The organism is Pseudoalteromonas sp. NZS11_1, assembly GCF_015864275.1.
Lineage (GTDB): Bacteria > Pseudomonadota > Gammaproteobacteria > Enterobacterales > Alteromonadaceae > Pseudoalteromonas > Pseudoalteromonas arctica.
On sequence record NZ_JADYXK010000002.1, the window covers coordinates 71,758 to 84,602 of the forward strand.

9 protein-coding genes are annotated in these 12,845 nt (G+C 40.1%); 4 read left to right on the forward strand and 5 right to left on the reverse strand.

Annotated elements, in window-relative coordinates; translation table 11 throughout:
- Positions 1-49 precede the first annotated feature (49 nt).
- The 3 genes from aceF to pdhR all read right to left on the reverse strand — a co-directional run bounded on the left by aceF (position 50) and on the right by pdhR (position 5,486).
- A complete protein-coding gene (gene aceF, locus I6F44_RS02980) occupies positions 50-1,969 on the reverse strand; it encodes a pyruvate dehydrogenase complex dihydrolipoyllysine-residue acetyltransferase (RefSeq protein WP_197173276.1) in 1,920 nt (639 codons plus the stop codon).
- 10 nt (positions 1,970-1,979) lie between these two features.
- Positions 1,980-4,646, reverse strand: a complete 2,667-nt coding sequence (aceE, locus tag I6F44_RS02985) for a pyruvate dehydrogenase (acetyl-transferring), homodimeric type (protein WP_010553346.1) — start codon at positions 4,644-4,646, stop codon at positions 1,980-1,982.
- A gap of 90 nt (positions 4,647-4,736) precedes the next feature.
- A complete protein-coding gene (gene pdhR, locus I6F44_RS02990) occupies positions 4,737-5,486 on the reverse strand; it encodes a pyruvate dehydrogenase complex transcriptional repressor PdhR (protein WP_007586129.1) in 750 nt (249 codons plus the stop codon).
- A gap of 1,270 nt (positions 5,487-6,756) precedes the next feature.
- Between pdhR and I6F44_RS02995 the strand changes: the two genes are divergently transcribed.
- Complete coding sequence (locus I6F44_RS02995) at positions 6,757-7,209, forward strand: REP-associated tyrosine transposase (RefSeq protein WP_024604550.1); 453 nt, start codon at positions 6,757-6,759, stop codon at positions 7,207-7,209.
- A gap of 668 nt (positions 7,210-7,877) precedes the next feature.
- Here I6F44_RS02995 and ampE read toward each other — a convergent pair.
- Positions 7,878-8,729, reverse strand: coding sequence for a beta-lactamase regulator AmpE (gene ampE, locus I6F44_RS03000; RefSeq protein ID WP_197173277.1), 852 nt, complete (start codon positions 8,727-8,729; stop codon positions 7,878-7,880).
- A 13-nt stretch (positions 8,730-8,742) separates the two neighbouring features.
- Positions 8,743-9,297, reverse strand: coding sequence for a 1,6-anhydro-N-acetylmuramyl-L-alanine amidase AmpD (gene ampD / locus I6F44_RS03005; RefSeq protein ID WP_197173278.1), 555 nt, complete (start codon positions 9,295-9,297; stop codon positions 8,743-8,745).
- A gap of 235 nt (positions 9,298-9,532) precedes the next feature.
- Here ampD and nadC point away from each other — a divergent pair, with 235 nt between their 5' ends.
- The 3 genes from nadC (at position 9,533) to I6F44_RS03020 (ending at position 12,663) form a co-directional block, all read left to right on the forward strand.
- Positions 9,533-10,384 carry a carboxylating nicotinate-nucleotide diphosphorylase gene (nadC, locus tag I6F44_RS03010; protein WP_197173279.1) on the forward strand — a complete coding sequence of 284 codons (852 nt, stop codon included), beginning with the start codon at positions 9,533-9,535 and terminating at the stop codon, positions 10,382-10,384.
- 483 nt (positions 10,385-10,867) lie between these two features.
- Entirely contained in the window at positions 10,868-11,311 is a 444-nt protein-coding gene (locus I6F44_RS03015) for a pilin (protein ID WP_197173280.1), read from the forward strand.
- A gap of 122 nt (positions 11,312-11,433) precedes the next feature.
- Complete coding sequence (locus tag I6F44_RS03020) at positions 11,434-12,663, forward strand: type II secretion system F family protein (RefSeq protein WP_197173281.1); 1,230 nt, start codon at positions 11,434-11,436, stop codon at positions 12,661-12,663.
- The last annotated feature ends 182 nt before the right edge of the window (positions 12,664-12,845 follow it).

Here is a 12,845-nt window from a genome sequence, read left to right on the forward strand (position 1 = left end):
CCAGCTAAAAACAACTGGCTGGGATTTGATTCTATTCATTGTCCAGCGATTACATCACCAATTGGCGAATATCGCTCATGTAACTTGCAAGAGTCACAGTAAAGCGTGCAGCTAAGGCTCCGTCAATAACCCTATGGTCGTATGACATAGACAGCGGAACCATTAGTTTTGGTTCAAACTCTTTGCCATTCCATTTAGGTTTCATTTCAGATTTAGACACACCTAAAATAGCCACTTCTGGTGCATTAACAATCGGCGTAAATGCCGTACCGCCAATACCGCCAAGGCTAGAAATAGTAAAACAACCACCTTGCATATCAGACGATGTAAGCTTCCCGTCACGTGCTTTAACAGATACTTCCATTAATTCGCGTGATAGTTCAATAATGCCTTTTTTATCAACATCTTTAAACACTGGTACAACTAAACCGTTTGGCGTATCAACTGCAACACCAATGTTAATGTACTTTTTAAGGATTAAGCTTTCGCCGTCCTCAGAAAGCGATGAGTTGAATTTTGGAAATTCAGCAAGTGCTTTTGCAGCTGCTTTCATTACAAACACAAGCGGCGTAATTTTAACACCCAGCTTTTTCTTCTCGCTAAGCACATTTTGCTCTTTACGGAATACTTCAAGGCTTGTGATATCTGCTTCGTCAAACTGTGTAACATGTGGGATTTGCACCCAGTTACGGTGTAAGTTTTTGCCTGATAGCTTTTGAATACGAGACAGCTTTTGCTCTTCAATTTCGCCAAACTTAGCAAAATCAACTTTAGGCCATGGAATAAGACCAAGCTCGCTACCACCAGCATTACTACCTGCTGACAATTGACCAGACTCAACTTGCTTAACTAAGTTTTTAACATAGTTTTGCACGTCTTCTTTAACTATACGGGCTTTGCGACCAGTGCCTTTAACATTAGCTAGGTTAATACCAAACTCACGCGCTAAACGGCGAACAACAGGTGATGCATGAGCATACGCGCTGTTTTCTGTGAAGCTTTCATTACTTGCTTTTGCTGGTGCCGCTTGAGCCGGTGCCGACTCAGTTTTAGCCGCAGCTGCAGGTGCTGATTTTTCAGCTGGTGTAGGTGCTGCTACTGGCGCGTTGCCTGCAACTTCAAATACAAAAATTAATGAGCCAGTCGATACTTTATCGCCAGCGGCTACTTTAATTTCTTTAACTGTACCTGCAAATGGAGCTGGTACTTCCATTGCAGCTTTGTCGCCTTCAACGTTTAAGATTGATTGATCTTCTTCAACCGTATCGCCAACTGCAACCATAATTTCAGTTACTTCAACTTCATCGCCACCAATATCAGGTACATTCACTTCTTTAGTACTTGGTGCTGCGTTTGCTGTTGAGCTAGCTGCTGGCGCTTCTACAGGAGCCGACTCTTTAGCCGGTGCTGCAGATTCACTTCCTGCTACTTCAAAAACAAACACTAATGAGCCTGTTTTAACTGTATCGCCAGCGGCGACTTTAATTTCTTTAACTATACCGGCAAATGGAGCGGGAACTTCCATTGCTGCCTTGTCGCCTTCAACGTTTAAGATAGATTGCTCTTCTGAAACGGTGTCGCCAACAGCAACCATGATTTCAGTTACTTCAACTTCATCATCGCCAATATCTGGTACGGTTACTTCTTTAGTTGAAGAACCTGTAGAAGCAGCAGGTGCTGCCTCTTCAGATTTAGCTGGAGCAGCGGCTGATGCTTTTTCTTCACCAGTGCTTTCACTCTCGCCTTCAAACAAAAATACTAAAGAGCCAGTTGTAACGGTGTCGCCAACGTTTACTTTAATCTCTTTCACTGTACCCGCTTGCGAAGCAGGTATTTCCATTGATGCTTTGTCGCCTTCAACATTCAGTAATGATTGGTCCACATCTACTTTGTCGCCAACGCTTACTAATATTTCGGTTACTTCTACTTCGTCGTCACCAATATCTGGTACTTTAATTTCAATACTCATTGCAAACCTCTTATGCGTACAGTGGGTTAAGTTTGTTAGTGTCGATGTTGAACTTTTTAAGTGCTTCAACAACTACTGACTTCTCAACTTCACCGCGTTTAGCAAGTTCAGATAACGTAGCAACAACAACGTAGCCCGCGTTAACTTCAAAGTGACGACGTAGGTTTTCACGGCTATCAGAACGACCGTAACCATCTGTACCTAACACTTTGTAGTTGCTGCTTGGAATGAATGAACGCGCTTGTTCTGCGTAGTTTTTCATGTAATCCGTTGCTGCAACAGTCACAGAGTCGTTTAATACGCTTGTGATGAATGCTGTTTTTTGCTCGCCTTCAGGGTTAAGCATGTTGAAACGTTCAACATCTTGACCTTCACGCGTTAATTCGTTGAAAGACGTAACAGAGAACACGTCAGACGCAATGCCATACTCTTCGCTTAGAATCGTAGCGGCTTTACGTACTTCAGTCATAATAGTACCTGAGCTTAATAGCTGTACGTTGGCTTTTTTACCTTCGTAACTTTCAAGCTTGTAAATACCCTTACGAATACCTTCTTCAGCGCCTTCTGGCATAGCTGGCTGATGGTAGTTTTCGTTCATAAGCGTTAGGTAGTAGTAAATATTTTCTTGGTCATCACCGTACATACGACGAATACCGTCTTGTACAATAACAGCTACTTCAAACGCGTAAGTTGGGTCATATGAAATACAGTTAGGAACCGTGTTTGCAAGAATATGACTGTGACCATCTTCGTGTTGCAAGCCTTCACCATTTAACGTTGTACGACCCGCAGTAGCACCTAATAAGAAACCACGTGCTTGTTGGTCGCCCGCCATCCATGCCATGTCGCCAACGCGTTGGAAACCAAACATAGAGTAGTAAATGTAGAACGGGATCATTGGTAAATCGTTAGTGCTGTATGAAGTTGCAGCAGCAACCCATGACGACATTGCACCTAACTCATTAATACCTTCTTGAAGCACTTGTCCTGATACAGTTTCTTTATAGTAAGAAACAATATCACGATCCTGTGGTGTATAGTTTTGGCCATGCGGATTGTAAATACCAATTTGACGGAATAAACCTTCCATACCAAATGTACGCGCTTCATCGGCAATAATTGGTACGATGTTTTTACCAATGCCTTTATCTTTTAATAAGATATTAAGTGCACGAACAAAACCCATAGTGGTAGAAATATCACGTTTTTGCTCTTCAAGTAGCGGCTTAAACGCGTCTACTTCTGGCAACGTAAGTTTTTCACTAAAACGTGGAATACGCTTAGGTGTATAACCTTTAAGTTCATCACGACGAGCATGTAGATATTTATACTCAGGTGAACCTTCTTCAAGCTCTAAATAAGGTAGTTCTGCAAGTTGCTCTTCAGATACTAAATCGTCAAGACCAAGGCGTGAACGTAAATGCGCAACATGCGACATGTCCATTTTTTTCACTTGGTGCGCAATGTTTTTACCTTCAGCTGCTTCACCCATGCCGTAACCTTTTACAGTTTTAGCAAGAATTACAGTTGGACGGCCTTTAGTGTCTTCTGCTTTTTTAAATGCAGCAAATAATTTTGATGACTCATGACCACCACGCTTAAGCGCGAAAATTTCGTCATCTGTCATGTCAGCAACAAGTGCAGCTGTTTCTGGGTAACGACCAAAGAAGTTTTCGCGTACGTACGCGCCATCTTTAGCTTTATATGTTTGGTAATCGCCATCAACAGTTTCGTTCATTAACTGTAGTAATTTACCCGTTGTGTCTTTAGCTAGAAGAATATCCCAACCGCTGCCCCACACTAGTTTAATTACGTTCCAGCCAGCGCCTTTAAACAAGCCTTCTAGCTCTTGAATAATTTTACCGTTACCCATAACTGGGCCGTCTAAACGCTGTAAGTTACAGTTAACTAAGTAACAAAGGTTATCTAGTTTTTCACGTGCAGCAAAAGAGATTGCACCGCGTGATTCTGGCTCATCCATTTCACCGTCACCTAAAAACGCGTATACACGTTGGTTTTTAGTATCTTTTAAGCCACGACCATCTAAGTATTTTAAGAAGCGTGCTTGGTAAATAGACGAAATAGGACCTAAGCCCATTGATACCGTAGGGAACTGCCAAAATTCAGGCATTAACTTAGGGTGAGGGTACGATGGTAAGCCTTCGCCATCAACTTCTTGGCGGAAGTTATCTAGTTGTGCAGCCGATAAACGACCTTCAACAAATGCACGTGCATAAATACCAGGAGAAATATGACCTTGGTAATAAACTAAGTCACCACCGTCTACATCATTTGGTGCTTTAAAAAAGTGGTTAAAACACACTTCATAAAATGCAGCAGATGATTGGTAAGACGCCATATGGCCGCCTAAGTCGAGATCTTTTTTAGATGCACGTAGAACGATCATAATCGCGTTCCAACGTATAATTGAACGAATACGGCGCTCAAGATTTACATCACCCGGGTAAGCAGGTTCTTGATCTACAGGAATAGTATTAACGTAGTTCGTGGTAATACCCGTTGGCATATCAACGCCGTCTAAACGGGCTTGCTCTAATACTTGCTCAAGTAAAAACTGAGCTCGTTCAACACCTTCTTCGCGCACAACTGATTCAAGAGCTTGTAACCACTCTTGTGTTTCTAGCGCGTCTACGTCAATTTTATTGACTTCAGACATATGGAGGTTTCCTTATGTTTAAAATACGAATATTGTTAATTTAATATCACAGCTACTTAATTTGTGTGTTCAAAGTAGTTATGTACTAACTTAATTTTGTTTAGTGCGTCTTAAACTACGTTCAATTCGCGAATGTTCTTTGCCTGCTTCAAGTAGTGCTTCTTCGATAAATGCTAAGTGCGCATTACTTGCTAAACGGGCTTGTTCTGGATTACCGTCAATAACGGCATCCATTAATAAACGCCTGTGTTGGGCTAATTGACTGCTAATATCTGACTTTTTTAATAAAACAGTTAAATTTTGCAATACATTTTGCTCAAGCAGCGCTTTCATGCCTCTTACTAAATGCAGTAACACCACATTATGCGAAGCTTCTGCCACGCTAAAGTGAAATGCATTAATTGCTTTTGCTTTTTGCTGTAAATCATCATTAACTAGGGCAATTTTATCAAAGCTTTCTTTCACTTTGCTAAAATCGTTGCTGGTCCCGCGCAGTGCCGCGTAGTAAGCAGCAATCCCTTCTAATGCATGACGAAATTCAAGTAAATCAAACTGCGACTCAGGGTGTTTACTAATCAAATCAAAAAGTGGATCAGTAAGCCCTTCTTCGAGCTGATTTTTTACAAACGTGCCGCCACCTTGGCGACGCGTAACTAAACCTTTCGCTTCTAATTTTTGAATTGCCTCACGCAGTGACGGGCGAGACACTTCAAATTGCTTTGCTAGTTCACGCTCTGGTGGCAACTTTTCACCTGGTGCTAACGAGCCTTCAAGAATCATGTTCTCGAGTTGCTGTAAAATAACATCAGATAACTTTGCTGCTTTGATCTTTAAAGACATGAATCAACGTCCGCGTTGTATAAATACCAAGAGCCCATAAAGCGGGGCTTTGAGTAGTATGATTTACCCAAAAGGTAAATTGGTCATACCAAAAATTTTCAATACGGTATCAAAAACCTTATTAGCTGTCAATTTACAGGTAATTTGAGCAATTAAAGTAGCGTAACGCATTTTGAACGAAGATTAAACAATGCGCAATTTACAAAAATTGTTATAACGTTAATAGGATGAAAACAATTGGTCTGACCAGAAAAATAGAGTGTTAACTCTAGTTGAATTTATTAAAGAAATTAATAACAGGATAAAAGTACCAAAGAAATAGCTGCAATTTACACACGATCAGTCAACTAAATATAAAACATAATACGCGCTATAAAATTTCGACCACGCAATATCGTAGCAGCGGGTTTACCCCGCGACTATTGTGCAAGTAATTACCTAAACGTAAAACACATGCGCGATATAAAATCGCGACTACGCAATATCGTAGCAGCGGGTTTACCCCGCGACTATTGTGCAAACAATTACCAAAACGTAAAACACAATGCGCGATGTAAAATCGCGACTACGCAATATCGTAGCAGCGGGTTTAACCCGCGACTATTGTGCAAGTAATTACCTAAACGTAAAACACAATGCGCGATATAAAATTTCGATCACGCAATATCATAGCAGCGGGTTTACCCCGCGACATTTGGCAACTAATCTCCCAACCAAAAAAACACGATGCGCGATATAAAATCGCGACTACGCAATATCGTAGCAGCGGTTTTACCCCGCGACTATTGTGCAAACAATTACCAAAACGTAAAACACAATGCGCGATGTAAAATCGCGACTACGCAATATCGTAGCAGCGGGTTTATACCGCGACTATTATGCAAAAAACCTCCCAACCGAAAAACATATGTGGGATATAAAATCGCGACTACGCAATATCGTAGCAGCGGGTTTATCCCGCGACTATTGTGCAAGCAATTACCTAAACGTAAAACACAATGCGCGATGTAAAATCGCGACTACGCAATATCGTAGCAGCGGGTTTGCCCCGCGACATTTAGCAACTAATCTCCCAACCGAGAAACACAATGCGCGATATAAAATCGCGACTACACAATATCGTAGCAGCGGGTTTATCCCGCGACATTTAGCAACTAATCTCCCAACCGAGAAACACAATGCGCCATATAAAATCGCGACTACGCAAATTTATAAAAATTGCATATGCTTTAAATTCGTGGGTCTGTGATTGCTAAAATACAGGTATGTTATGCATCGTTCATATTTATTACGAAAGGGAAGAGTATCAAAAGCAAACCACTATTATGCTATAACACTGGTTTGTCATGAGCGAAATAACCTACTCACAAGCTTAATAATTAATAGAGCTATTATCAATGAAATGAGAAAATTAGAAAGAGAGCAACTGATTAAATCAAATACTTTCGTGATAATGCCAAACCATATTCATTGGTTATTACAATTATCCGATAGCGCAACATTAAGTGAGGTAATTAGAAGCTTCAAAGGACGCTCAGCCACGGTGTATAGACAATTTGGCAGACAAAAGCTTTGGCAAAAAGGGTTTTATGATCACTTAATAAGAAATACCGAAGACTTAAATAGCTGTGCTAGATACATAGTCGCAAACCCTTTGCGTGCAAATTTAATAGAAAATATTGCAGACTACCCATATTGGGATAGTATTTATCTAAACTCGTAGCAGCGGTTTTACACCGTGACATTTGGCAACTAATCGCCTAACCAAAAAACACAATGCGCGATATAAAATTGCGACTATGCAATCGTAGCAACGGGTTTACCCCGCGACATTAGACAACTAATCTCCAACCAAAAACACAATGCGCGATATCGTAGCAGCGGGTTTACCCCGCGATTATTGTGCAAACAATCTCCCAACCGAAAAACACATGCGCGATATAAAATCGCGACTACGCAATCGTAGCAGCGGGTTTACCCCGCGACATTTGGCAACTAATCTCCCAACCAAAAACACAATGCGCGACGTAAAATCGCGACTACGCTATCGTAGCAGCGGGTTTACCCCGCGACATTTGGCAACTAATCCCTCAACAAAAAAACACAATGCGCGATGTAAAATCGCGACTACGCTATCGTAGCAGCGGGTTTACCCCGCGACATTTGGCAACTAATCCCTCAACAAAAAAACACAATGCGCGATGTAAAATCGCGACTACGCAATCGTAGCAGCGGGTTTACCCCGCGACATTTGGCAACTAATCTCCAAACCAAAAAACACAATGCACGACGTAAAATCGCGACTACGCTATCGTAGCAGCGGGTTTACCCCGCGACATTTGGCAACTAATCCCTCAACAAAAAAACACAATGCGCGATGTAAAATCGCGACTACGATAGTCCACCAAATAATGTAAGTAGTGCTATGAGTACTAAGTAAAATAATACATTGCGCTTAACAAGCTTAATCATACAAGTGGCTTCGTAGGTACAGCCGTAATAACGCTTTTCAACTTGCTCTGCAGCAAGTGCAGTACATGTTACTACTTCTCGGTTTGGAGATTTAAAGTTAAGTACGTAACGTAGCCAACAGCTTGTGCCTTTATTAAAGTTACCTATTACTAAATAACCAAAGCTTGTAATGCGTGCAGGTAACCAGTCGAGCCAAAACAGTAGTTTATGTATAAGTTTAAAACGCTTAGCAAATATTACTTTATGATCTTCTCGTACTAAATCAGCTAAAGTACGTACCAGTGCATATAAAACCGCACCTGGCGCGCCTAAAACAACGAACCAAAAAATAACCGCACAGTAAAATCTAAAGTTTACCCACGCCAATGTTTGCCCAAAGGTTTCGCCACCATCTTGATCATCAGTACGCTTTTGACCTATTTGCAACGCATATAAAGATGCAGCAGTACCGTCATCTCGCGTTAACGCATTTAAATACGACTTATATAAAGCACGCTGCTTAGCACAACCAAAGCAAACCAAAAGCACCGCGATATTAATGCCCAACTGCCACAAAACAAAATCAGATAAACAATAAATTAGTGCCATCGCAATCACCGGAAGCAAAAGCCAAATTAAAAAGCCCGGAGCAGAACTAAATAAGCCTTTGTCACCTAGTAGCTTATTAGAGCAATTTAAATAACCATTTGTGTAATAGCTTATCTGCCAGTAATTAGACCGAGCCCCTAAGCGCTCTAGTATTAATGCAATTATTATAGAAACTAAAATCATGGGAATAACTCTCTTAACTTAGTTGTTCAAGCATATTAAAAAACAATGGCCAATTAAAGCTACTGCCAGGATCGGTTTTACGTCCCGGGGCAATATCGCAATGCCCAACAATACGCGAAGGGGTAATTTTTGGATAGCGTTGCATTATAGATTTACTAATAATAGTTAATGTTTTGTACTGCGCTAAAGAATATGGCGTGGTGTCGGTACCTTCAAGCTCAATACCAATGCTAAAGTTATTACAAGCAGGTACCCCCTCAAACTCGGATTGCCCTGCATGCCAAGCGCGCTTTTCAAAAGGCACGTATTGTATAACCTCACCGGTGCGCTTTACAAAGCAATGGGCCGATACACGTAAATTCTTTAAGTCACTAAAACTCGGATGAGCATTGCAATCAATGCTACCCATAAATAACTCATCAACAAAAGGTGTACCAAACTGCCCTGCTGGCAATGATATATTGTGAATCACCAATAAAGAAATATCAGCCTCATCAGGGCGCTCATCAAAATGCGAACAAGGCCGCTGCGCTACCGTACTTAAAACACCGTCTAAATCTATTTTCATGATACGTTTATTATATAAATATCAAGATACACATAGCACTGATGCTAATGGATTTATTAAAAAAATGATAGTAACAAGCGAGGTATAAAACCTCACCTACAAATAATTCAAACCCACACGTAGGTGCGAATTTACTACAAGCGCTTATCTTTATATTGGCGAAAAGGCAATCGCTTCTCTTTCTTTTATAAACATAGTAAAATTTGCTTAATTTATTAACGCTTATGAGCATCCTATGTCTATTTCGCACTCCCTCATTACTCAACTAGTCACTCTTGCACTCGACGAAGATCTAAATTATCAAACAGCTCAAGAAGGCGATATTACCGCGCAGCTTATCCCTCAGAGCGAGCAAGCCAACGCAAAAGTAATCACCCGCGAAGACTGCATTTTTTGTGGAAAAGACATCATCCTTGAAGTATTCAAACAGGTAGACCCAAGCGTTAAGGTTAATGTACTCATTAATGATGGCGACGCAGTTAAAGCAAACAGCACATTATTTACCGCTATTGGCTCGGCTCGTTCAATATTAACTGCCGAGCGTACTGCACTTAACTTTGTGCAAACGTTATCGGGTACAGCCACTACTACAGAACATTATGTAAAAGAATTAAGTGGTACAACAACGCAACTACTCGATACACGCAAAACCATACCTGGTCTGCGCGCTCTTCAAAAATACGCAGTAAAATGTGGCGGGGGTGCAAACCATCGTATTGGATTATTTGACGCTTTTTTAATTAAAGAAAATCATATAGCGGCTTGTGGCACAATAAACAAAGCCGTAGCTCAAGCTAAACAAAACCACCCAAACAAACCTGTTGAAGTAGAAGTAGAATCACTCCCTGAACTTAAGCAAGCGATTGAGGCTGGTGCCGACATAATTATGCTCGACAACTTTAGCGTAGAGCAAATTAAACAAGCTGTAATTTTGACCAACAAACGTGCAAAACTAGAGGTTTCAGGCAATATGACCCTAGAAACGCTCAAAACTTATTCACAAGCCGGCGTCGATTTTATATCAAGCGGAGCGTTAACAAAAAACTTACAATCAATCGATTTATCGATGCGTTTTGAACAATTTTAAAGCAACAACTACCAATTAATACCGCTAATCGATTGACAAGTTAAGTAAAAAAGCATTAAATAACCCGAAAGGCTTACTTTGTAACATTTTGTTAAATAAAATCGCTTTTTTATAAGAAGATACGTGCTAAATACTAAAATAAAATGGTAGACTAATTCTGTTGTACTATTTTATTTTAAAAAGCAGTCATAAATAACTAGTACCTTTAGTTTTTAAAGACATAATTAAAAACTAAAGCAACTAAACTACTTACTTTATGCCTATACTATTTGTTGCTACAACATGTAGTGCACTTAGTAAACTTTTATAGTTAGTACTAAACATAATGAATTCACATACGGCTTTTGTGTTTCATACTCTAAAGCTAAAGTGTAATAAAATTAATTTTAAGTAAAACTGTAAAGTAAATCGGTTAAATTAAGTGAGGCATTTTGCCGCTTAAGTGATTTAACTTACAAAAATCTATCCTTTAGGAGAGGAAACATGAAAACAAAGACTCAAAAACAACAGGGTTTCACCCTAATTGAATTAATGATTGTAGTAGCAATCATCGGTATTCTTGCTGCAATCGCTTTACCAGCGTACTCTAAATACCAATCGACTTCGAAATTAACAGCAGCCTTAGCTGAAATCTCATCTGGTAGAACTGGTTTTGAGATAGCAAAAAATAATGGTGATACAACACCAACCCTAACGCAAATGGGTTTAACATCACCAACTCAAAATTGCACAATTACGCCTGGGGAAGATAATATCGTGTGTGTCGTTGTTAACGCTCCAACACAAATTGAAGGTGCAACACTAACTTGGACAAGAACTGATGCTGGCGCTTGGTCTTGTCAAGCATCAGAGCTTGATGATCCAACTTTAGCTCCTAAAACATGTCCAACAGCTACAACGGCTGTAACACCGCCATCTGATAGCTAATATCATATAAAATTAAAAGACGCTCATATGAGCGTCTTTTTTTTAGGCAAAATATAGATAATATTTTTTTTGGGTGTGTTAACTTATAGCTAACTGCTTATTACTATTCTGGTATTCTATTTATGGCTAAGAAACAACAAGATAAAGGCCTCGATACTTTTCAGTGGGTCGGTGTAAGTGCACGAGGGAAGAAACTTGAAGGCGAGCTTACAGGTAATAGTATTGCATTAGTAAAGGCTCAACTTCGTAAACAAGGTATAACACCTTCAAAAGTAAAGCGTAAAGCAAAACCATTATTTGGCATTCAAAGTGTTCAAAAAATAACGCCAAAAGATATAGCTCTCGTTACTCGCCAAATAGCAACTATGTTGATGGCGGGCGTTCCGCTAATACAATCAATTGAAATGATTGGTACTGGTTCGACTAATAAAAGCATTAGGAAACTAATGGGGACTATTGCTGATGAAGTAAAAGCGGGTCAACCATTATCTACAGCGCTTAGAAAGCATCCCCGCTATTTTGATGATTTATATTGCGATTTAGTTGCATCGGGCGAACAATCAGGTGCGCTTGATAGAATATTTGATCGTGTCGCTATTTATAAAGAAAAGTCCGAAGCATTAAAGTCAAAAATTAAAAAGGCAATGTTCTACCCTATTTCGGTATTAGTTATTGCAGGTATTGTTACCTCAATATTATTAATATTTGTAGTACCCCAGTTTCAAGATATTTTTGCAGGCTTTGGCGCTGAACTTCCCGCTTTTACATTATTCGTAATTGGTATATCTAACTTTATGCAAGCATATTGGTGGATGATTCTTATTGGGATGCTTGCTTTTGGATACGCGTTTAAAGAAGCTAAATTAAGAAGCTTAAAACTAAGAGATGCAACCGACCGAGCTATACTTAAACTTCCGGTCATAGGCATGATTTTAAATAAAGCAGCAGTTGCTCGCTATGCACGAACTCTTTCGACCACTTTTGCTGCCGGTGTACCGCTGGTTGATGCACTTGATTCTGCTGCAGGCGCTTCAGGTAATGCCGTTTACCGTTATGCCATTTTAGATATAAAAGTAGAAGTAAGCTCTGGTAATCAGATGAACTGGGCAATGCGCAACTCAAAAATATTCCCTGATATGGTAATACAAATGGTCGCGATTGGTGAGGAGTCAGGCTCATTAGATGGCATGCTTGCGAAAGTTGCAACTATTTACGAGCAAGAAGTTGATGATGCAGTAGACGGCCTTTCAAGCCTACTTGAGCCACTTATTATGGCTGTACTCGGTGTACTTGTTGGTGGCTTGATTGTTGCGATGTACTTACCTATTTTCCAATTGGGCTCAGTTATTTAATACCTTTAAAAATATAAACACCTATTTAAAAACACACGTAGTCGCGATTTTACATCGCGCAATAATTGTAACAATCGCGCAGTAATAGCAACCGTCGCGGGGTAAACCCGCTGCTAAGCTACCGTGGTATAAACCTCGTAGTCGCGATTTTATATCGCGTTTTTAATTACGATTTTACATCG

Coding starts and splice junctions, on each gene's coding strand:
- aceF (WP_197173276.1), bottom strand. CDS start 1,969: ATGAGTATTGAAATTAAAGTACCAGATATTGGTGACGACGAAGTAGAA.
- aceE (WP_010553346.1), bottom strand. CDS start 4,646: ATGTCTGAAGTCAATAAAATTGACGTAGACGCGCTAGAAACACAAGAG.
- pdhR (WP_007586129.1), bottom strand. CDS start 5,486: ATGTCTTTAAAGATCAAAGCAGCAAAGTTATCTGATGTTATTTTACAG.
- I6F44_RS02995 (WP_024604550.1), top strand. CDS start 6,757: ATGCATCGTTCATATTTATTACGAAAGGGAAGAGTATCAAAAGCAAAC.
- ampE (WP_197173277.1), bottom strand. CDS start 8,729: ATGATTTTAGTTTCTATAATAATTGCATTAATACTAGAGCGCTTAGGG.
- ampD (WP_197173278.1), bottom strand. CDS start 9,297: ATGAAAATAGATTTAGACGGTGTTTTAAGTACGGTAGCGCAGCGGCCT.
- nadC (WP_197173279.1), top strand. CDS start 9,533: ATGTCTATTTCGCACTCCCTCATTACTCAACTAGTCACTCTTGCACTC.
- I6F44_RS03015 (WP_197173280.1), top strand. CDS start 10,868: ATGAAAACAAAGACTCAAAAACAACAGGGTTTCACCCTAATTGAATTA.
- I6F44_RS03020 (WP_197173281.1), top strand. CDS start 11,434: ATGGCTAAGAAACAACAAGATAAAGGCCTCGATACTTTTCAGTGGGTC.